Annotated in this window: 20 protein-coding genes; 4 read left to right on the plus strand and 16 right to left on the minus strand. The window is 70.9% G+C overall.

The features are described from left to right. Positions 1–196 precede the first annotated feature (196 nt). Positions 197–1,105, plus strand: coding sequence for an aldo/keto reductase (locus tag ABH935_RS41300; protein WP_370383440.1), 909 nt, complete (start codon positions 197–199; stop codon positions 1,103–1,105). Here ABH935_RS41300 and ABH935_RS41305 read toward each other — a convergent pair. The 5 genes from ABH935_RS41305 to ABH935_RS41325 all read right to left on the minus strand — a co-directional run bounded on the left by ABH935_RS41305 (position 1,096) and on the right by ABH935_RS41325 (position 6,472). After that, positions 1,096–2,520 carry a glycosyltransferase family 39 protein gene (locus ABH935_RS41305; protein WP_370383441.1) on the minus strand — a complete coding sequence of 475 codons (1,425 nt, stop codon included), beginning with the start codon at positions 2,518–2,520 and terminating at the stop codon, positions 1,096–1,098. The two genes, ABH935_RS41300 and ABH935_RS41305, sit on opposite strands and share 10 nt — an antisense overlap. A 358-nt stretch (positions 2,521–2,878) precedes the next feature. Further along, positions 2,879–3,517 carry a response regulator gene (locus tag ABH935_RS41310; RefSeq protein WP_370383442.1) on the minus strand — a complete coding sequence of 213 codons (639 nt, stop codon included), beginning with the start codon at positions 3,515–3,517 and terminating at the stop codon, positions 2,879–2,881. Positions 3,518–3,531: 14 nt separating this feature from the next. Continuing rightward, a complete protein-coding gene (locus ABH935_RS41315; protein WP_370383443.1) occupies positions 3,532–4,644 on the minus strand; it encodes a sensor histidine kinase in 1,113 nt (370 codons plus the stop codon). A 258-nt stretch (positions 4,645–4,902) separates the two neighbouring features. Further along, positions 4,903–5,913: a LacI family DNA-binding transcriptional regulator gene (locus tag ABH935_RS41320; protein WP_370383444.1), complete on the minus strand. Its 1,011-nt coding sequence runs from the start codon at positions 5,911–5,913 to the stop codon at positions 4,903–4,905. A 67-nt stretch (positions 5,914–5,980) separates the two neighbouring features. After that, the gene (locus ABH935_RS41325; RefSeq protein WP_370383445.1) at positions 5,981–6,472 is read right to left on the minus strand and encodes a DUF402 domain-containing protein; all 492 of its coding nucleotides are present in this window, start codon (positions 6,470–6,472) and stop codon (positions 5,981–5,983) included. Here ABH935_RS41325 and ABH935_RS41330 point away from each other — a divergent pair. The 3 genes from ABH935_RS41330 (at position 6,471) to ABH935_RS41340 (ending at position 9,529) form a co-directional block, all read left to right on the plus strand. Beyond that, positions 6,471–8,027: an alpha-L-arabinofuranosidase B gene (locus tag ABH935_RS41330; RefSeq protein ID WP_370383446.1), complete on the plus strand. Its 1,557-nt coding sequence runs from the start codon at positions 6,471–6,473 to the stop codon at positions 8,025–8,027. The genes ABH935_RS41325 and ABH935_RS41330 overlap by 2 nt on opposite strands. 208 nt (positions 8,028–8,235) lie before the next feature. Next, positions 8,236–8,796, plus strand: a complete 561-nt coding sequence (locus ABH935_RS41335; protein WP_370383447.1) for a SigE family RNA polymerase sigma factor — start codon at positions 8,236–8,238, stop codon at positions 8,794–8,796. Then, positions 8,759–9,529, plus strand: a complete 771-nt coding sequence (locus tag ABH935_RS41340) for a hypothetical protein (protein ID WP_370383448.1) — start codon at positions 8,759–8,761, stop codon at positions 9,527–9,529. Before ABH935_RS41335 ends, ABH935_RS41340 begins: the two co-directional genes overlap by 38 nt. Before the next feature lie 417 nt (positions 9,530–9,946). Here the strand turns inward: ABH935_RS41340 and ABH935_RS41345 are convergent, their stop codons facing one another. The 11 genes from ABH935_RS41345 to ABH935_RS41395 form a co-directional block, all read right to left on the minus strand. Then, positions 9,947–10,426, minus strand: coding sequence for a universal stress protein (locus ABH935_RS41345; protein WP_370383449.1), 480 nt, complete (start codon positions 10,424–10,426; stop codon positions 9,947–9,949). Positions 10,427–10,435: 9 nt separating this feature from the next. Continuing rightward, entirely contained in the window at positions 10,436–10,696 is a 261-nt protein-coding gene (locus ABH935_RS41350; protein ID WP_370383450.1) for an acyl carrier protein, read from the minus strand. Then, a complete protein-coding gene (locus ABH935_RS41355; RefSeq protein ID WP_370383451.1) occupies positions 10,689–12,017 on the minus strand; it encodes a ketosynthase chain-length factor in 1,329 nt (442 codons plus the stop codon). The genes ABH935_RS41350 and ABH935_RS41355 overlap by 8 nt, the downstream gene beginning before the upstream one ends. Then, complete coding sequence (locus ABH935_RS41360) at positions 12,014–13,300, minus strand: beta-ketoacyl synthase (RefSeq protein ID WP_370383452.1); 1,287 nt, start codon at positions 13,298–13,300, stop codon at positions 12,014–12,016. Before ABH935_RS41360 ends, ABH935_RS41355 begins: the two co-directional genes overlap by 4 nt. Further along, positions 13,297–13,719: a cupin domain-containing protein gene (locus tag ABH935_RS41365; protein ID WP_370383453.1), complete on the minus strand. Its 423-nt coding sequence runs from the start codon at positions 13,717–13,719 to the stop codon at positions 13,297–13,299. The genes ABH935_RS41360 and ABH935_RS41365 overlap by 4 nt, the downstream gene beginning before the upstream one ends. 31 nt (positions 13,720–13,750) lie before the next feature. Next, entirely contained in the window at positions 13,751–15,301 is a 1,551-nt protein-coding gene (locus tag ABH935_RS41370) for an acyl-CoA carboxylase subunit beta (protein ID WP_370383492.1), read from the minus strand. A 71-nt stretch (positions 15,302–15,372) separates the two neighbouring features. Beyond that, positions 15,373–15,708 carry a TcmI family type II polyketide cyclase gene (locus tag ABH935_RS41375; protein ID WP_370383454.1) on the minus strand — a complete coding sequence of 112 codons (336 nt, stop codon included), beginning with the start codon at positions 15,706–15,708 and terminating at the stop codon, positions 15,373–15,375. Further along, positions 15,708–16,628 (minus strand): NAD(P)-dependent oxidoreductase, encoded by a 921-nt coding sequence (locus ABH935_RS41380; protein ID WP_370383455.1) that lies wholly within the window; start codon positions 16,626–16,628, stop codon positions 15,708–15,710. The genes ABH935_RS41375 and ABH935_RS41380 overlap by 1 nt, the downstream gene beginning before the upstream one ends. A 34-nt stretch (positions 16,629–16,662) precedes the next feature. After that, the gene (locus ABH935_RS41385; RefSeq protein ID WP_370383456.1) at positions 16,663–17,490 is read right to left on the minus strand and encodes a class I SAM-dependent methyltransferase; all 828 of its coding nucleotides are present in this window, start codon (positions 17,488–17,490) and stop codon (positions 16,663–16,665) included. Positions 17,491–17,560: 70 nt separating this feature from the next. Then, positions 17,561–17,824: a hypothetical protein gene (locus ABH935_RS41390; protein ID WP_370383457.1), complete on the minus strand. Its 264-nt coding sequence runs from the start codon at positions 17,822–17,824 to the stop codon at positions 17,561–17,563. A gap of 348 nt (positions 17,825–18,172) precedes the next feature. Further along, entirely contained in the window at positions 18,173–19,180 is a 1,008-nt protein-coding gene (locus tag ABH935_RS41395) for a LuxR C-terminal-related transcriptional regulator (protein WP_370383458.1), read from the minus strand. Positions 19,181–19,292 lie beyond the last annotated feature (112 nt).

The following is a 19,292-nucleotide window of genomic DNA, read 5'->3' on the forward strand; positions in this document are numbered from 1 at the left end:
CGAAAGTTGTAGCCGCAGTGATCCCGCAGAAGGGGTGCGCTGCCGAGCTTTGAACCGCCGCCGGCAATGAGCCGTCCCACTAGAACAGGTTCTGCTTCTATGGAGACGCCGCTACACAACGTGAGGGGTTGTCAGGTTACCAGCGCGTAACCCAAAGTGGAAGCCGCAAAGGTCCAGACGGCTGGAAGGCTCGGCAATGCACCGTGTGCGGTTGGGAACGGCGGGTCCCACCACGTCCAGACTGGGTCTGGGCTGCGTGTCTTTCGGCTCCGGGGACAATACCTGCGAGATCGCGGCGGTGGTCAACCGGGCCTTGGACGAGGGAGTCACGCTGTTCGACGTCGCCGACCCCTCCGCCGGGGGCGAGGGATTGCAGCGGGTCGGCCGGTCAGTGGGCGCTCGGCGTGCCGACGCGCTGATAGCGGCTCACACCCGGCCGGGACCGACGAGCGCGCAAGCCCTGGTGCGGGAATGCGAAAACACCCTGCGCCATTTGGCCATGGATCACATCGACCTCTATTTCCTGCACGCGCCAGAAGCGGTCCCGGCTCCCGCCACCCCGCTCGAAGAGCAGATCGGGGTGCTGGCCGGGCTTGTCCAAGCGGGGAAGATCCGTTACCTGGGCCTGTTCGACCCCACCGGCCCGGACCTGGTCCGCGCGCACACCGTCCATCCCGTCACGGCGCTGGCCACCGAGTACTCACTGGCCGCGCGCCAGGTCGAGGACGACCTGCTACCGCTGGCGCGCGAGCTGGGGATCGGTGTGGTCGCCTGCCGGCCGCTCGGCAGCGGCCTGCTCACCGGACGGGTCACCGAAGCGCAGCCGGAACGATCGCCGCTGCTCAGAACATTGAGAAGCCTGGCGGCCGAACTGGACATCGGGGTCAGCCGCCTGGCTCTGGCCTGGCTGCTGTCGCGCGGCGAGGACATCGTGCCGGTTCCGGGCTCCGCGGACCCGGTCCATCTGGAGATGAACCTGCTGTCGTTGGACGTCGTGTTGCCGCCGGAGGTGAGTCGGCGTCTGTCGGAGATCAGTGACGGCACCGAAGGCGCGAGCGCCGATTGCGGCCACCCTCCTCGCCCTCTCGCAGGCCATCAGTCGTAGTGCTGAAAGGCCGGCCAGAGCGTCGCCCAGTCCGCGACGGGCTTGCGGCAGATCGCGACCGGCTGGCCACGCTCCTCGTTGTCGACGCCATAGCGGTTGTGCAGGTGGGCGACGACTGTGCATTCGGCGAAGTACGTGCTGACGTGGTCGAGTTGGCCGCCGACGATGACCGCGGTCGTCGTGTCCTGAGGCGGGCGGCGGTCGAAATAGAGCTCGACGTGGCCGCTGTAGGGGCGCGGCAGGCCGTAGGCGCCGCCGAAGTTCAGGATCGCGCCGGCCTCTCCGTAGTTGCTGGTGATGATGACCGAGTGCGCCGCCTCGGACGCCGGAATGGTGGCGTAGACAGCCGCGGTCTGCGCCACGTAGTCCGGCCATCCGACCTGGTCCTTCGCCAGTTGGTTGATCGACGGCACCGGGGTGTCGTGCAGCACGGACAGCGGGATCAGCGGCAGCGCGATCACGCTGGACACGGCGCCGTTCACGCAGAACGCGACCCAGGCGGTACGTCGCCACGCCGTGGACCGCGCGAGGAACTCAGCGGTGGGGACGCAACCGGCCGCGAAGACCACCACGAGCAGTCCGACGGGGTAGTAGAGCTGACCGCCGCCGGCGAACGTCTCCAGCAGCAGGACCACGAAGGCCGTCGGCAGGAACCGCACAGCGCGCCAAACCTGGCGACGCCGCAGCGTCACCAGGCCCGCAACCCACACCGGCACCAGGGGCGGCCCCAGCAGCAGGAACAAGTAGGGCCACATCAGGATCCGGACGCTGCCGGCGTTGTGCTTGCTCAACGCGCGGCTCATCGTCAGCTGGGGCCAGGAGTGCGTCGCCTGATAGATGAGGTTGGGCACCGCGATGATCAGCGCCACCCCCGCCCCGATCGCCAGCCAGCGGGTGGCCAGCGCGCGCCGCGGTCCCGTGATCAGCATCCCCAGGGCGAGCGCCACGATCAGCAGGGAGACCAGAAGCTTGTTGTAGGTGCTGACGCCGATGACCGCTCCGACCGCCGGCCACCACCGCGGTTCCTCACGCATCAGCGCCCTGATCACGAACAGGCAGACCAGCGGCCAGACCACCAGGTCCAGCGAGGACGTGAGCAGGACGTGCCCCATGAGCAGGGGCGTGGCCGCGAAGGCGTAGCTCCAGGCACACAGGGCCTGGGCACCGCGGCCGCCGCCGAGCTCGCGGGTGATCAGGACGACCACGAGCACCGAGCCGACCGCGAAGACGGTCGCCGGCACCCGCATGGCCCAGGGGCTGCCGGACACGTGCCCGGCCAGGCGCGCGAGAAGCGGGGTCAGGGGCGGGGTGTCCACATAGCCCCAGGCCGGACGCAGAGTACGGAAGTACAGTTCATCGCGCTCGAAGCCGTACCCGAAGCTGAGGGCTGTGAGGAGCACCGCGAGAGCGGCCATCGCGGAGGAGACCCAGCCCCATGCGATCCTCGGCAGATCGGCGGGCTGGTGCCGCGTCGCGGACGCAGGGGATGCTCCGCCGAGAGCCGATGATGGGACGACGGACGACGAAGCACCTGGGGAAGCACCTGACGAAGCGCCCGCGGACCGCAGGCGAACAGAAGAAGAGCCCGAGATCCGCGGGACATTCGGATAGCCAAGGGCGGTTGGGTAGGCGAAACCGGCCCGGGCACGCTTTCCTACTCGCCACTGGTTCACTCTGGACATACTTCGCGATCTCGGCGGCGATTGCGTCAAGCCGGAGATGGAAGTCCGCCTCCACCCGTGGGTAGAGGCGGCGGGCGGCGGGCGGCGGGTCTCAGGTCCGATCGTCCGCCAGCCGGTGATCGAACGCGAAGATGATCGCGGCTGCCCGGTCCCGCAGGTTCAGCTTCGTGAAGATGTGGTTGACGTGCGTCTTGACCGTTCCCTCGCCGACGCCGAGATCGGCGGCGATCTCGGCGTTGGTGTGCCCGCGCGCGATCAGCCTCAGGACGTCACGCTCCCGGCCGGTGAGCCGGTCGAGTTCGGCGGAGCCCTCCGGTACGCGCGCGGGAGCGTCACGATAGACCTCCAGGACGTGCGCGGTCACCGCCGGGTCGAGCCAGGCCCCGCCCTGGGCGACCACGCGCACCGCGCGCTGCAGCTCTTCGGCGGCCACGTGCTTGAGGACGAAGCCCGCGGCACCGGCCCGGAGCATTCCGGCCAGGGCCTCGTCGTCGTTGAACGTGGTCAGGGCCAGGACCGGCGTCCCCGGCTCGGCGGCCCGCAGCTGAGCGGTCGCCGCGATGCCGCCGAGGACCGGCATCCGGACGTCCATCACGACGACATCCGGCGCACAGGCCCGCACCGCGGCCAGCACACCGGTCCCGTCCTCGCACTCGGCGACGATCTGGAAGCCGAACCGCTCGCGCAGAATTCCGCGCAGGCCCGCGCGGACGAGGTCCTGATCGTCCACGAGCAGGACCCTGATCACGGCGCGTCCAGCGTCGTGAGCGGCAGGGACGCCTCGACGAGCCAGCCGCCGCCACCCGGGCCGGCGGTGCACGTCCCGCCGACCGCGTGCGCGCGCTCCCGCATCGTCAGCAGCCCCCTGCCCAATCCGTTGCCGGGAGCACCGGCGCTGTCGACCCGCACCCGCAGCGTCTCAGAGTTCAGCGACACGCCGACGGCGACCGGCATCCGCGGCGCGTGCCGCGCGGCGTTGGTCAAGGCCTCCTGCACGATCCGGTAGACGGTGACACCGGTGGTGGCCGGCAGGACACTGATGTCGCCGTGCACGGTCAGGCAGACGTCGACCCCGGCGTCACGAACCTGCTCGACCAGCCGGGGCAGGTCGGCGATGTTCGGCACGGGCGCGGCCACCCCGTCGGCCGAATGCGGCAAGCCCATCACTATCCGCACCTCGGCCAGGCTCTGCCGCCCCAGCCGCTCCGCCTCGGCCAGCGCCCGCGCGGCGTCCGGCGGATCGTGCTCCACCGAGAGCCGCGCACTCGCGACGTGCAGCAGCGACACCGTGAGGCTGTGGGCGATCACGTCGTGCAGCTCATGCGCGATCCGGTCCCGCTCTTCGGCCCGGGACCGCTCAGCCAGATCGGCCTGCGCCTCCCGCAGCCGCTCAAGCAGCACTATCTGATGCCGCACGAGCATCGCCGCGAGCACGGTGAACGACAGCCCCGCGGTCCAGGCGCCCCACCCCGGATCGTGAACGTCGGCGGCCCACTCCGCAGCGAAAAGGACGACGCCGGCGACCCACAGGACGACGCCCGCCAACGTCCCGCCGGCCAACACACACCACGCCCCGAGCACGGAGACCGCGAACCAGCCGACATCGCGCGGATCAGCCGTGGCGAGCAACGCCACTCCCCCGAGCGCCACACCCGCGTACGCGAGAAGCCGCCGAGCATCCCTCAGGAAGAACGGAACACCGCCGAGAAAGGCGACGAGCACCCCGACAAGCGTGAGTATCGGATCACGCCCCAGCCGCGCCACGAGGGCGAACACGATGAAGACCGTGAACACCGCCAGGCCCGCCCACCGCGCCCGACGGGACAACCGCACGACTCCAGGACCCAGGTCGGCCACACAGACCATCGTACGCGTGGGATGCGCAGCGGCCGGGGTTCTCGGGTCGATCGGAATCTGTTCGAACGTTTGAGGTTCGATGTGTCAACTCCCGACTGCCGTCGCGTGGGACGGCGGGTTTCAGAAGCCTGCCACGCCCTTCGGTGTTCCCCACCCGGTCGCTCCGGGTGTCCGCCGAGAGCGACGGCGCACAGCGAACTCGCTTCTCGGCGAAGCGACAGCCTGCTGACACCCCCCGAGTCGGCGTTCGCCGCCTGATCACGCCGAGTCTCGGATCACCAGCTCCGGGGACAGCATCACCGGCGATCCGGCCACGCCGCCGCCGATCTGTGTCAGCAGGCCGTCGACCAGCGCCCGGGCCATGTCCTTCAGCGGCTGGCGCATCGTCGTCAGCGACGGGTCGGCCAGCCTCGCCGGCGGCGCGTCGTCGAACCCGATCACGGCGACGTCGTCCGGAACGGCCCGGCCCGAGGCGTGCAGCGCCCGGATCGCCCCCAGCGCCATCAGATCGCTGGCGGCGAAGACGGCGTCCAGGTCCGGCGCGCGGCCGAGCAACTCGTCCATCGCCGCCTGGCCCCGCTGCAGCGTGAAGTCGCCGAAAGCCACCAGAGGCGGGCCCTGGAGCTCCCGCCGGACGCCGTCGAGGCGGTCGAAGCCGGCTGCCATCTTCTGGGGGCCGGCGATCGTCGCGATCCGACGGCGACCGCCGGCCGCCAAATGGCGGACGGCCCGAGCCGCGCCACCAGCATTGTCCGCGTCGACGTAGGCCATATCCCGCGCCGCCAGAGACCGGCCCAGCACCACGGCCGGGAACCGCGCCTGCGCGACGGACCGCACCGGCGGGTGATCGTCGTGGAAGGACACCAGAATGACACCGTCGACAGTGCCGCCGTCCAGGAAGCGATCCAGCCCCGCACGCTCAGCATCATTGCCGACCATCTTCAGCACCATCTCGAAGTCCGACCCGGCCAACGCCCGCCCGACCGCCCAGATCATCGAGCTCAGAAACGGATCAGCCAGCACCAACTCCTCAGGCTCGCTGACGATCAGCGCCACCGAGCCGGCGCGGCGGGTAGCCAGCGAACGCGCGGCACGATTGGGCCGGTACCCGAGTTCGGCAATGGCCGCCTCGACCGCCCGACGCACCCCCAACGACACCACCGACGAACCGTTGACCACCCGCGAGACCGTGGCCCGCGAAACACCCGCACGCGCCGCCACCGACTCCAGCGTCGGCGCATCGGGCCCACGACCAGCCGCCTGGCTCATCCACCCCTCCCGTATGGCTCTGAGCAGAGAGTATCCCGCCAGGGACTTCGGCCGGTGACCGACGACTTCAGCGGGCCTGCGGCTGGACCTCGTGACGCCGGTTCAGCCGCCGATCGAGGAACCGCTGGACCCGCGTCAGCCCATCGGCGGCGGACGGGCTCAGGCGGCCGTCGCTCGTGGCCTGCCCGTAGTCGTCGAGGTCCAGCAGTCGATAGCGGTGATCGGGCGGGCCGACGATCACGTCGATCCACATGTCGTCGACCCGCAACACCTCGCCGTCATCCACCACAGTCACCAGATCGCAATACCACCAGCCCCGCTGTCGCGGTGGGAACGCGACCGGCGGGTTAGAAATCGGAGGGTGTGGCTTGAGGTGAGGCGTCTGCCGGAAACCTTGACGCAACATCACCGGACGGTGATAGTGGGCGTCGCGGCAATCTCGCACCCATCCCCGTTCGGACCATCCCAGGTCCTTGCGGCACAGGAGTGTTACCGGTAACACGCACCGCCATCCGTTCGATGCACCGAATCTCATCCCTCTGAGAAGGAGCGCACGCATGGTTCTGAGATCACGCCTGGACCGAGTCAGGCGAACGTTACTGACCGCGGCCACAGTGCTGATGCTGGCTGTCGGCCTCGCCGTCGAAGCAGCCTCCGTTTCGCACGCCGCCGTCACCGGTCCGTGCGACATCTACGCCTCCGGCGGCACGCCGTGCGTCGCGGCGCACAGCACCACCCGCGCGCTGTTCGGCTCCTACGACGGCCCGCTCTACCAGGTGCAGCGGACCTCGGACGGCGCGTTGCAGAACGTCGGGGTCCTGTCCGCCGGAGGCGTGGCCGACGCCGCGGCACAGGACTCGTTCTGCGCGGGCACCGCGTGCACGATCACCCGCGTCTACGACCAGACCGGCAACGGGAGCACCCTGGTTTACCAGGGGCCCGGCGGGACAGGCGGCGTCGACGCGGCGGCCACCGCGACCACCGAATCGTTGACCGTCGGTGGTCACAAGGCCTACGCGCTCTACATCAACCCCGGCAACAGCTACTTCGCCTACAGCTCCACCGCGGGCGTGCCGACCGGCAGCTCACCGGAGGGCGAGTACATGGTCACCAGCGGCACCCACGCCAACGGCGGCTGCTGCTTCGACTACGGCAACACCGAGACCGACCACCGCGCCGACGGCAACGGCGCCATGGACGCGATCAACTTCAGCACGTCATGCTGGTTCGGCGGTTGCGGCGGCACCGGACCGTGGGTGCAGGCCGACCTGGAAAACGGCCTGTTCACCGGCGGCAGCACGGCGTGGAATCCCCATCAGGTCGCCGAGACCAGCCACTTCGTCACCGCGATGCTCAAGAACAACGGCACCACCCAGATGGCACTGCAAGGCGCCAACGCCCAGTCCGGGAGCCTGACGAAGCTCTACAGCGGCTCACTGCCGAGCGGATACAACCCGATGCGCAAACAGGGTGCCATCATCCTCGGCAGCGGCGGCGACTGCTGCCAGACCAACCACAACGACAGCGCCGGCACCTTCTACGAGGGCGCGATGGTCAAGGGCTACCCCTCGGACGCCACCGACGCCGCGGTCCAGGCCAACATCGCAGCGGCCGGATATGCCACCGGCACCGCCAGTCCCTTCACACCGGGCACGAGGATCTCCCTGCAGGCCACCACATCCTGCTGCACCGCGGACTACCTGCGCCACGATGACGCCGACACCAAAGCCGTCATCTCCGCCGTCAACTCCTCCAGCTCGGCCACCGACAAAGCCGACGCCACCTGGATCGTCCGTGCCGGCCTGGCCAACAGCAGCTGCGTGTCGTTCGAATCGGCCAACTCGTCCGGCAGCTACCTCAGGCACTCCTCGTTCGAGCTCTACCTCAATCCCAACGACGGCACCACCCTGTTCGCCGCCGACGCCACGTTCTGCCCGCAACCGGGAAACAGCGGCACCGGCTACTCCCTACAGTCCGTCAACTATCCGGCCAAGTACATCCGCCACTACGCCTACACCGCCTACATAGCAAGCAACGGCGGCACCAACACCTGGGACAGCACCAACTTCTGGGCCGACGACACGAGCTGGATCGTCGACCAGCCCTGGGGCTGATCTCCGCGGGGCGGCAATCATCCCGGGTCGGCGACTCGCCGACCCGGGATGATCCAAGCTCTGCGAGAGGCACGAGTACAGCGGAACAGACGTTTCGACCGCCCGAACGGGCATCCCGTTCGCCAAGGGCGGAAACCTGCTCCTGCTAAGCTGCCCGCCCGCAAGTAGTTGAAGCTTCACTGACCCACTGAGAGGCCTGTCCGCGGAGATGGTCGTTGACAATGCCTCGGCGGAGTTCCACGACTTCTTCGAGCGCCACTACGCAGAACTGAGCCGTCTGGCCTTTCTGCTGACCGGCGACGCGGACGCGGCCGACGACCTCGCGGCGGACGCCCTGCTCGCGCTCTGGCATCGGTGGGACCGGCTGCGACGGGCGGATCACCCCGTCGCCTATGCTCGCGGCGTGGTGGCGAATCTGGCACGCAATCGCGTTCGCCGGACGATCCGTGAGCGGAGCCGGATCGCGCTGCTGGGAGCGGGCCGTTCGGAGCGGACGGACGAGCGGGACGTGGCCGCCGGGCTGGACGTCCGGGCGGCGCTGGCGCAGTTGCCCTTCCGTAAGCGAGCCTGCGTGGTTCTCCGGCACGCCTTCGACCTGTCGGAGAAGGACACGGCGCAGGCGCTCGGCACGTCTGTCGGTACGGTGAAGAGCCAGACATCGAAGGGAATGGCTGAGCTCAGACGGCTACTCGGCACCGGCGCGACCGGCGAACTGGCAGAGGAGGGATTCGGTGGACGATCTTCGCAGGCGCCTGCGGGAGACCGCTGAGGCCCACCAGCCGGACCGGGACGCGATGCTGGTCCGGATCCAGCGGGGGATGGCCCTGTCTGACGGGGCCGATCGGGCCCGGTCGTTCCGCAGGCGGAAGCAGACCTCCTGGCTCAAGGTCTCGCTCGCCACGCTCACGGTGGTGGGCGTCACCGGTCTCGGCGGTCTCGCTGTCGCAGCCGTGATGCAGCAACGGGCGCCGCAGCCCACGACTCCCGCCGTCGTCGCGCCGACCGGCGACACCGCCAGCGCCACGCCGTCGCCCCGCACGTCGACTGCCAAGCCGCCGGCGCCAACGTCCCCGACCCCTTCGAGGCAGCCGACCACCACCGCCAAGACCGCGGACGGCCCGATCGCGGCCCGCGGAACCATCGGCCCGCACAGCATCATCTACTGGGCTGAGAACGATCTGACGATCGACGTGGCGCAGCCGCTGACCACACTGACGGTAGAGATACGGATCGCGCAGACCGACGGCGTACAACACACAGGCGAGTGGCGCACGGCGCCAGCCGACGACTTCACCGTCAGCGTGGCGCCGGCCGACGGGTTCCTGGTCTACCGCTGGACCCTCAAGCCCGGCCGGACGGTCCCGGCAGTACAGCAGGTCTTCGCCGCCCAGTACAACCACAAGACCGGCATGCGGGACGCGAGCAAAGACACCTTCCGCGTCGAGACCACCGTGGCCGGCCATACCTCCGTGGTCTGGGGGAACTTCCCGGCCGGAAGCTGAGCGCTCCCGGCCGACTCGGGCTCGGAGACCCACGGGCGGCGGCGTCGGGTGCGTGGTTCAAAAATCCTGCTATAGGGTCTCACCTGCGTGAATACTGCACGCCAGCGGCGCTGGGTACGCAGCCGTGTCGCGTCGCAAATGGCCTGGCGCTGCGCGGCGCGTGTCTCCAGGAACGCCGTGAGTACCTCGACCGCGCGAGCGCTGCCCGGTACAGATTCTCCCCTGAGCCAGTCGAACCACTACCGCTGGCAACCCGAACGAGAACGAAGCCCAGGTCCAGAGATCTGGGGGCGACGGTTATGTCAGTCCTCGTAGGTGAGAGGCCCGATTCCCTTTCGGAACCGGGCCTCCCGCCTTCGCCTGCGACATGTCCGTGCCACATCCACACCATGTCCGCAGGTTCGACACCGCCGCCGGTCAGCGCCGCTCGCTGGGCTCGGTCCACAGATCGGCGAAGGGGCCCTCAGCCACGGTCGACAGGTCGGGGATCACCACGACCTCGCGCGGGGTGAGCGACTTGATCTTGGTGGCCAGGGGCTTGCCCCGGAAGCGGCGGCGGTTGCCGGAGTCGCCGAGGATCAGCGCGCGGGCGCGCTCTTGTTCGGCCTGGGCGGTGAGTTCGCGGGCGGGGTCGCCGTGGCGGACCATCACGCGCCAGGGGCCGGGGTAGTCGTCGAGGATGATCAGGGCGGCCGTGCGGATCTCGCTTTCGCACTCGTCCTGCCACATGCGCAGGCCCGTGACGGACCAGGTGTCGCAGCCCGTGAAGCCTTGCGGCGGGACCCGGACGTGGACGATCGTGATCGGGTCGCCGTGCGCGATGCGCGCGGCGTGGCGGATCAGGGGCACGCTGGTCTGCGCCAGCTTGGCCCCGACCAGCAGGGAGCCGGTGGTCATCGGTCCCCCCTACGCCGCTGCGGCGAGGATCAGGCTGTTGACCCAGGCGATGGTGCCGGCAGGGTTCAGCATGTGTTCCAGGGCGTCGTCGGGGACCTTGACGCCGCAGGTCTGCTGGATCCGGGACTGGATCTCCAGCAGGGCCAGCGAGTCGTAGCCGAGGTCCTCGAAGCTCAGGTCGGCGATGTCGGAGTCCAGGTCGACCAACTCGTCCACCCCCGCGCACGACCGCATCATGGTACGAAGGCCGTCCAGCGTGAGCTCACGCATCATCGTGCTCCTTTCGGTTCCGTCCGGGTGTCTGTCCCGGGGTCTGTCCTGGTGTGCGGCCCGCGGTCCGCCGGAGAACCAGCGCCGAGGTGAACCCGTCGTGGCCGCGGGCGAGGACCAGAGCGGTCCGCAGGGTGGCGGGCCGTTCGGCGGCGCAGACCAGGTCGAGGTGGAGCTCCGGATCGGGCCGGACCCCCATGGTGGGCGGGATCGTCTGGTCGCGCAGGGCCAGCAGCGCCGTGGCGACGTCCAGCGACGCCCCGCCGGCGTAGAGCCGGCCGGTCGTCGTCTTCGGCACGGTCACCGGCACGCCGCCGGCGCCGAAGACGGCTTCCAGCGCCCGGGCCTCGGCCCGGTCCCGCTCGGCGATCCCGGCTCCGTCGGCGAACACCACGTCCACCTCGTCCGGCCGCAGCCCGGCGTCGGCCAGTGCGGCCTCGATGGTCCGGCGCAGCGCCGGAGGGCGGCCGGAGCCGGGCGCGGGGTCGAAGCCGGCGGCGTATCCGGCCACGACGCCGTAGCCCCCGTCGGGCGCCCGGTCGGGGTGTTCGAGCACGAGGATCGCGCCGCCCTCGCCCGGCAGGTAGCCGTCGGCGCGGGTGTCGAAGGGCCGATACGAGCCGGTGCCGCTGAGCAGTCCGGAGGCGATCTGGCAGGTCAGCGCGTACGGACCGATCGGCGCCTCGGTGCCGCCGGTGACCGCGATCCGCACCCCCAGGCGCATCTCGCGCCGGGCCTGGCCGATCGCGTCCAGGCCGGAGGCCTGCTCGGACACCACGACGCCGCACGGCCCCTTCATCCCGTGCCGGATGCCGAGCTGGCCGGTGGTCGCCGCGTAGAACCACGCGATCGACTGATAGGCGCTGACGTACTCCGGCCCGCTGCTCCACAGCCGGGCGATCTCCCTCTGTCCGAACTCGTTGCCGCCCGAGGAGCTGGCGGTGACCACCGACATCTCGAACGGATCCTGCTCGGCCGGGTCCACTCCGGCGTCGTCGAGCGCCGCCTGCGCGGCCCCGAGCGCCAACTGGGTCCAGCGGTCGGTGGCCGGCACCAGCCGGCCGGGCACGCGGGACTTCACGTCGAAGCCGGCCACGAGCCCGGCGGCTCGGACCGGGTACCGGTCCGCGTCGAAGCGGTCGATGCGGCGCAGGCCGCTGACACCGGCCCGGGTCGCGGCCCAGTACTCCTCGGTCGTGGCGCCGGTGGGCGCCACGACGCCGATCCCGGTGACCACCGGCGCGACGCCGGCCGGCCCGACGGCTCCGTCCGCACCGGACGCCGCCGGGCCGGCGAGCCGTGCGGGTGTCAGAACGTTCATGAACGCACCTCGCTCTTGGCCAGGACCACCGCGGACTGGAAGCCGCCGAAGCCGCTGCCGACCGAGAGCACCACGTCGACGTCCTGCTCTCGGGCGACCAGCGGGACGTAGTCCAGGTCACAGTCGGGATCGGGGGTGTGCAGGTTCGCCGTCGGCGGGATCAGGCCGTGCCGGATCGTCAGCGCGCACGCGGCGACCTCGATCGAGCCGATCGCGCCGAGCGAGTGCCCGACCATGGACTTGATCGAGCTCATCGGGGTCTGATACGCGTGCGCGCCGAGCGAGCGTTTGACCGCGGCGGTCTCGTGCCGGTCGTTCTGCTTGGTGCCCGAGCCGTGGGCGTTGACGTAGCCGACGGTCTCGGGGGCGAGCCGGGCGTGCTGGAGCGCCGCGGTGATCGCCTCGGCCATCTCGGCGCCGTCCGGGCGCAGACCGGTCATGTGGTAGGCGTTGGACCGGCTGGCGTATCCGGCGACCTCGCAGTAGACCTCGGCGCCGCGGGCGCGGGCGTGCTCCAGGGATTCCAGCACGAACACCGCCGCGCCCTCGCCGATCACGAAGCCGTCGCGGTCCCGGTCGAAGGGCCGGCTGGCGTGCTCGGGGTCGCCGTTGTTGGTCGAGGTGGCCTTGATCGCGTCGAAGCAGGCCACGGAGATCGGCGAGATCGGCGCCTCCGTGGCGCCGGCGACGACCACGTCGGCCGATCCCTCCTCGATCAGGCGCGCCGCGTATCCGACCGCGTCCAGGCCCGAGGTGCAGCCGGTGGAGACCACCGCGACCGGCCCCTCGGCGCCGGCGGTCCAGGCCACCTCGGCGGCCAGCGTGGAGGGCACCAGGTGGCGGTACAGGTGCGGCACCGCGTACGCCGGGTCCACCAGCCACTCCCGGCCGCGGTCGCTGACCACCACGAACTCCCGCTCCAGGGCGGTGGTGTTGCCCACGGCGCTGCCGATGGCCACCCCGATCCGCTCCGGCGGGGCGGTCGCGCCGGCCCCCGGGGTCAGGCCCGCGTCCGCCAGTGCCTCCCGCGCCGCGACGACCGCGAACTGGCCGGCCCGGTCCATCCGGGCGATCTCGCGCGGTCCGAGCCCGAGCCCTGCCGGATCGAAGTCGACCTCGGCGGCGATGCGCGACCGGAAGTCGGAGGCGTCGAACAAGCTGATCGGCCGGGTCGCCGTGCGGCCCGCGGTGATGCTCTCCCAGAACGCCTTGGTCCCCACGCCGCCGGGGGCGACGACCCCGACGCCGGTCAGGGCCACCCGGCGGCCGGGCCCGGCGGTCACGGCCGGTCCTTCAGCCCGGTGCCGTGCGGCGCCTCCGGGTTCGGCAGCGGCTCGGTGTCGACGTGCCCCAGGTCCGGCCGGGGCGCCAGCGGGCACAGGTGGAAGACGATGAAGACCTCCTCGGTGCCGTGGTTCTCCAGCCGGTGGCGGACGTTCCGGTCCACCAGCAGCGACTCGCCGGCCGCCAGGGTCACCGGCTCGCCGTCCAGCCGTACGGTCAGGGCGCCGCGCACCAGGTACACGAACTCGTCGGAATAGGGGTGGTAGTGCTCGGTGACGGCCTCGCCGGGCCGGATCGTCGCCACGCCCATGAACCCGGTCGTGGCGCCCACCGTGGCCGGCGAGAGCAGGGTCCGGACGTCGCCGCCGCGGCGGATGTTGGACTGGACGTCGCCGACGGCGACCTTGGTCCTGGGCATGGGAAGCTCCTTCCGCCCCGCGATGCGGGGCCTACAGCGGCGTGACACCGTGCTTGCGCTGCGGCAGATGGACTGACTTGGACCGCAGGACCTGCAGGCTCTCGGCGATCGCCCTGCGGGTGTCCCGGGGATCGATCACCTCGTCGACCAGCCCGCGCTCGGCCGCGTAATACGGGTGCATGAGCTGGTCGGTGTAGTCGGCGACGAGCCAGCCGCGCAGGGTCTGCGGATCCGGGGCGGCGGCGAGTTCCTTGCGGAAGATGACGTTCGCGGCGCCCTCGGCGCCCATCACCGCGATCTCGTTGCCGGGCCAGGCGAACGACATGTCGCAGCCGATCGACCGCGAGTCCATGACGATGTACGCGCCGCCGTAGGCCTTGCGCAGGATCACCTGCACCCGGGGCACGGTGGCCTCGCAGTACGCGTACAGAAGCTTCGCGCCGTGCCGGATGACCCCGTTGTGCTCCTGGTCCACGCCCGGCAGGAAGCCCGGCACGTCGACCAGGGTGACCAGCGGGATGTTGAAGGCGTCGCAGGTGCGCACGAACCGCGCGGCCTTCTCCGACGCCGCGATGTCCAGCGCCCCGGCCAGCACCTGCGGCTGGTTGGCCACGATCCCGACGACCTCGCCGGCGATCCGCGCCAGGGCGCAGACGATGTTGGGCGCGAAGGCCTCGTGGACCTCCAGGAAGTCCCCGCCGTCGACGATCTCGCCGATCACCGCGCGCATGTCGTAGGGCCGGTTGGGCTCCGCCGGGACGATCTCGGTCAGCCGGTCGCACCGGCGGTCCGCCGGGTCGTCGGCGGGCAGCGCCGGAGGCTGCTCCCGGTTGTTCGACGGCAGCAGCGTCACCAGGTACCGGACGTCGTCCAGGCACGATTCCTCATCGGGGTACACGAAGCCCGCGACCCCGCTGCGGGTCCCGTGCGCGACCGCGCCGCCGAGGTCCTCCTGCGAGATCTGCTCGCCGGTGACCGCCTGCACCACGTCCGGCCCGGTCAGGAACATGTAGGAGCTGCCGCGGACCATGAAGACGAAGTCGGTCAGCGCCGGCGAGTAGGAGGCGCCGCCGGCACAGGGCCCCAGCATCACGCTGATCTGCGGGATCACCCCCGAGGCCCGGACGTTGCGGCGGAAGATGCCGCCGTATCCGGCCAGCGCCGTGACGCCCTCCTGGATCCGCGCGCCGGCACCGTCGTTGAGCCCGATCAGCGGGGCGCCGGTGGACTCGGCCAGATCCATGATCTTCTGGATCTTCTCGGCGTGCGCGGCGCCCAGCGCCCCGCCGAAGACGCGGAAGTCGTGGGCGTAGACGAACACCTTGCGGCCCTCGATCGCACCCCAGCCGACGACCACGCCGTCGCCGTGCGGGCGGCGCGCCTCCATGCCGAATCCCGTCGCCTGGTGCCGGCGCAGGGTCTCCAGCTCGTGAAACGAGCCGGGGTCCAGCAGCCGCTCCAGACGCTCGCGGTTGGTCAGCTTGCCCTTGGCGTGCTGCGCCGCGGTCGCCCTGGGGTCCCCGGACCGGGCCATGCGGTGCAGCGACTCCATCGCCGAGAGCTGCTCGGCGGTGGTCTGCATCCGGGGCGTGGAGTGGGGGGCCGGCCGGGGCGGCTGCGGCCCGGGGCGGATCGCGACGCCCTCTGTCACGGTCATCGGGCCCGCCAGTGGTAGAAGCGCTCGGCCATCGCGTCCTGCGGCCCGGCCCAGGTGGCCGGGTCATAGGGCAGGACGAACGGCGCCAGCTTGCTGTTCACGTCCTGGAACAGCGGGCCGCCGCGGACCTGCTCCAGGCCGGGGCGCACGTCCTGGTCGGACTCGATGAGGTGCACGTAGACGTCGTGGAAGCGGAACAAGGAGCGTCGGCGCACCCCGAGCATCCCGGGAAGGTCTCCGGCGTCGGACTCGGCGAAGATCCCGGCGACGCGCTCGGCGTGCTCGGCGCTCATCCGCGCGACGATCAGCGTCTGGCTGGTCTGGCCCGCCATCAGCCGACCTCGGCCTGCTGCTTGACCGGGTGCTCGGCCGGGTGCCCGGCGGCCTCCACGGTCGCGGGCTCGGACAGCACCACGGCGCTGTCCAGGTCGCCCCAGCCGGCGGCCACGGCGTCGCCGAAGTAGGCCATCGCGCTCTCGATGACCGGCATCGGGTGCTCGGTGTCCTCCAGCGCCAGGCGCAGGTCCTTGTACATCAGCCGGGTGCGGAAGGCCGGCGGGTCGAACCGGCGCTGCAGCGCCAGGCCGCAGCGGAAGGCCAGGACCGGCGAGCTCAGGCCGCTGTTGCCGATGGCGTGCAGCACGATCTCCCGCGACAGGCCGGCCTGCTGGGCGTAGGTGACGGCCTCGGACATCGCGGCCAGCTGCGCGCCGAGCAGGACGTTGAAGGCCAGCTTGAAGGTCGCGGCGGCGCCGACCGGGCCGAGGTTGCGGACCTCCTGGCCGACGACCTCCAGCAGCGGGCGCACGGTGGCCACGTCGGCCTCGTCGCCGGCGGTGAACACCCGCAGCTCTCCGCCGCGGGCGTGCAACGGGTTGCCGAGCAGGCGGGCCTCGACGAAGCGGACCTCCTGCGCGGCCAGCCGGGTGGCCATCGCGCGGGAGAAGGCCGGGGAGGCGGTGGAGGTGTCCAGGACGTAGCCGCCCGGACGCAGGCCGGCGGCCACGCCGTCGGGTCCGAAGACGACCTCTTCCAGGGCGTCCTCGTCGGCCAGGCTGAGCAGCACGATGTCGGCTGCCGCGGCGGCCTTGGCCGGGGTGTCGGCGACGGCCGCGCCGGCGTCGCCGAGCGGAACGGCCTTGGCCCGGGTCCGGTTGTAGACGGTCAGCGGGACGTCGGCGTCGAGCAGGCGCATGGCGATCCCGCTGCCCATTCCGCCCAGCCCGATGAACGCCACCCGAAGTTCACTCATTGCGGTTTCCCTCCTAGGGGTGCGGCCGCGTTCGTCAATCACGCGGCCAGCAGACCGTGAATCGGTTGTCGACGCCTGTCGCCACCGATGTCCTGAGATTTCTTTCCACACTCCAGCCGGCGGCGGACAGAGCGCTGCGCAGTTCGTTGTCGGAGATCACGTATTTCGCGGTCGTCGAGCGCTGCCGCCGCACTTTCCCGTCGCTGCCGAGCACCGAGCTGTCGTAGGTGATCTGCTCGATCCCGTCGGCGAACCTCTGAGTGACCGACATCAGCGAGCTCAGACCGTTGCGGCGGTCGATGGTGAGGTTGAACTTGCGGACCGGTTCCAGCGCCAGCCGGACCGGATCGTGTTCGCAGTGGTCGAAGGCCAGGCAGCCGCCCGGTTCCAGGACCGATCGCAGGCCCTTGAGAAACGCCGCGCGGCTGTGCGGCGGGACCGCGGCCAACGTGGCCCCGGCCAGCAGCACCATGGCGAACCGGCCGCTGCCGGCCAGGTCGTCCTCGGTGAAGTCGGCGCGGTGGGCCGCGATCCGCCAGCGGATGGCCCAGGGCAGCCGTTCGCGCCGGGCCTGCAACCGGTGCAGCATCGCGGCGTCCTTGTCGACGCCGACCACCGCGAAGCCCTCGCGGGCCAGCCGCACGGCCAGCCGGCCGTCGCCGCAGCCCAGGTCCAGGATGGTGCCGCCGACCAGCCGGGCGGCCGCCATGTAGTACGTCGGGACCCGGGCGTAGGGGCCGAGCAGGAACTCGTGCATCGAGGCGTCCCGCTGCGGATACGGCGCGAGGGATTCCAGGCCGGGGACCCAGCCGTACAACGTCGCGTCGTCGTCGCAGGCGAATCCCTCCACGAACCGCGTCATCGTCCCTCTCCCACCGTCATCGGCTGTCCCGACCTATCGCCCCTGGTGACTTCCGGGCCGTTCAGCGCCCTCAGCGCGTGGGCCAGTCGTTGCCCGGCGCGCTCACGCCGGTCGGCCGGTGGTCGGCCGGCCCGCTCACGCCGGTCGGCCAGTCGTTGGCCGGCCTGCTCACGCCGGTCGGCCAGTCGTTGGCCAGGACCACGGTCGGCCAGTCGTTGTCGGCCGTGCTCGCGGCGCCGTGACGCGCGGCCGACGGCCCGCCGGCGCCGGAGACGACGAACGCCGTCCCGATGGCGATCAGGGCGGTGCAGATTCCGTTCCGAGCGTGCTTCATCGCTTTCCCCCATCGCTCACAGGATTTTTTGGACAGCCGTGAAACGGATATCCCGTCACGGGCCGTTTCGAGGTTTCCATGATTCAGCGATCCGGATTACCCGGCGATTCGGGCCATCGCCCGATGAAATCCATGTTCGGATATCCGGCGGGTACCGGTCAATGCGATGGGCTGTCGTGCGCACGTCATGTCATGTCGACGCCAACAGGCATCTACGGGAAATCCCCGGCGCCGGGCATTCATGAATGCGGGCACGCCGGCAGGGCCGGTCCTGCCGAGCAGGACCGGCCCTGCCGGTGCCGGGGGGCTTATCGGGGGCTTATCCGCCCGGGGGCGCCGCCGGGGCGCTCACCGGCCGCTTCCGGGCTCGGGTTCGGCGTTCATCGCCGCGGGCGGCAGTTCGCGGCTGCCGGCCTGGTCGGGGCAGGGTTCCCCGGAGTAGGGATCGGCGGCCGGGCGGTGGAACCAGCCCAGGTGGGCGAGTTTGACCCCGGCCTCGAAGCGCGAGCCGACTTCGAGGCGTTCCATCACCTCGGCGACGAGCCGGCTCAGGGTGCGCGGCGAGATGCCCAGCCGCCGCGCGATCACCTCGTCCTTCAGGCCCGAGGCCATCATGCGCAGCGCGGTCGCCTGCTGCGGGGTGCAGACGAACACGGCGGCGCCCTCGGGCCCGGCGGAGACCGCGTGCAGCGGCGTGGCGTCGATCCAGCAGTGCTCGAAGAACGCCGACAGCGACGTGACCAGTGCCGGATCCTTGATGAGCAGGGCGCCGGCGAAGCTGTCGACCGGGTCGATGGGCAGCATCGCGGTCGTGTCGTCGTAGATCAGCATCCGCAACGGCAGATGCGGCAGCAGCCGGATCTCGGCGCCGAGCTCCGCGGAGGCTTTGAAGTACTCGGCGACATAGGGGATGGAGGCGAAACGCTCCAGGTAGATGGTCCGGCTGCGCACCCCGCGGGCGAGCAGCGTCTCCATCCGCTTCAGGCTCCGGGTGAAGGAGTCCTGGGGCGGGACCGGCGCCGGGTGCAGGGCGTAGGTCTCCCGGCGCACCAACAGCGTCAGGTTGTTGAGCGCCGCGTCCAGCTGCTCGCGGGTGTTCAGCACCTCGATGGAGACCGATTCGCGCCGGACCGCCTCCAGACCCAGGAAGTCGGCCACCAGATGCCGCAGGGCCTGGCTGGTCGAGGCCAGGTGCTTGCGGTAGCCCTCGATCTGCTCGTCCTGGGTGGCCAGCAGGCGCGCGCACGCCGCGCCGGGGTCGACGGCCAGATACCCGCTGGGCGTGGCCTCCCACGGGGAGAACAGGCCGAGGGCGGCCAGCGCGTCGGTCGCCGCCCGCGTCTCCTCGCGGCTCATGCCTAACCGTTCGCCGACGTCTTCCTCGGTCCACGCCGGGTCGGCACAAGCCAGACGATAAAGCGCGACCGCGTGATCCGATGATTGCCACACCAATGGAGCGCCCCCTCAC

This window comes from Catenulispora sp. GAS73, from assembly GCF_041262085.1.
Taxonomy (GTDB): Bacteria; Actinomycetota; Actinomycetes; order Streptomycetales; family Catenulisporaceae; genus Catenulispora.

Bases quoted from the DNA above. Each gene is read 5' to 3' on its own strand.
- ABH935_RS41300 (WP_370383440.1), top strand. From the start codon at position 197: ATGCACCGTGTGCGGTTGGGAACGGCGGGTCCCACCACGTCCAGACTG.
- ABH935_RS41305 (WP_370383441.1), bottom strand. From the start codon at position 2,520: ATGGCCGCTCTCGCGGTGCTCCTCACAGCCCTCAGCTTCGGGTACGGC.
- ABH935_RS41320 (WP_370383444.1), bottom strand. From the start codon at position 5,913: ATGAGCCAGGCGGCTGGTCGTGGGCCCGATGCGCCGACGCTGGAGTCG.
- ABH935_RS41330 (WP_370383446.1), top strand. From the start codon at position 6,471: ATGGTTCTGAGATCACGCCTGGACCGAGTCAGGCGAACGTTACTGACC.
- ABH935_RS41325 (WP_370383445.1), bottom strand. From the start codon at position 6,472: ATGCGTGCGCTCCTTCTCAGAGGGATGAGATTCGGTGCATCGAACGGA.
- ABH935_RS41335 (WP_370383447.1), top strand. From the start codon at position 8,236: ATGGTCGTTGACAATGCCTCGGCGGAGTTCCACGACTTCTTCGAGCGC.
- ABH935_RS41345 (WP_370383449.1), bottom strand. From the start codon at position 10,426: ATGACCACCGGCTCCCTGCTGGTCGGGGCCAAGCTGGCGCAGACCAGC.
- ABH935_RS41350 (WP_370383450.1), bottom strand. From the start codon at position 10,696: ATGCGTGAGCTCACGCTGGACGGCCTTCGTACCATGATGCGGTCGTGC.
- ABH935_RS41355 (WP_370383451.1), bottom strand. From the start codon at position 12,017: ATGAACGTTCTGACACCCGCACGGCTCGCCGGCCCGGCGGCGTCCGGT.
- ABH935_RS41365 (WP_370383453.1), bottom strand. From the start codon at position 13,719: ATGCCCAGGACCAAGGTCGCCGTCGGCGACGTCCAGTCCAACATCCGC.
- ABH935_RS41370 (WP_370383492.1), bottom strand. From the start codon at position 15,301: ATGCAGACCACCGCCGAGCAGCTCTCGGCGATGGAGTCGCTGCACCGC.
- ABH935_RS41375 (WP_370383454.1), bottom strand. From the start codon at position 15,708: ATGGCGGGCCAGACCAGCCAGACGCTGATCGTCGCGCGGATGAGCGCC.
- ABH935_RS41380 (WP_370383455.1), bottom strand. From the start codon at position 16,628: ATGAGTGAACTTCGGGTGGCGTTCATCGGGCTGGGCGGAATGGGCAGC.
- ABH935_RS41385 (WP_370383456.1), bottom strand. From the start codon at position 17,490: ATGACGCGGTTCGTGGAGGGATTCGCCTGCGACGACGACGCGACGTTG.
- ABH935_RS41390 (WP_370383457.1), bottom strand. From the start codon at position 17,824: ATGAAGCACGCTCGGAACGGAATCTGCACCGCCCTGATCGCCATCGGG.
- ABH935_RS41395 (WP_370383458.1), bottom strand. From the start codon at position 19,180: ATGAGCCGCGAGGAGACGCGGGCGGCGACCGACGCGCTGGCCGCCCTC.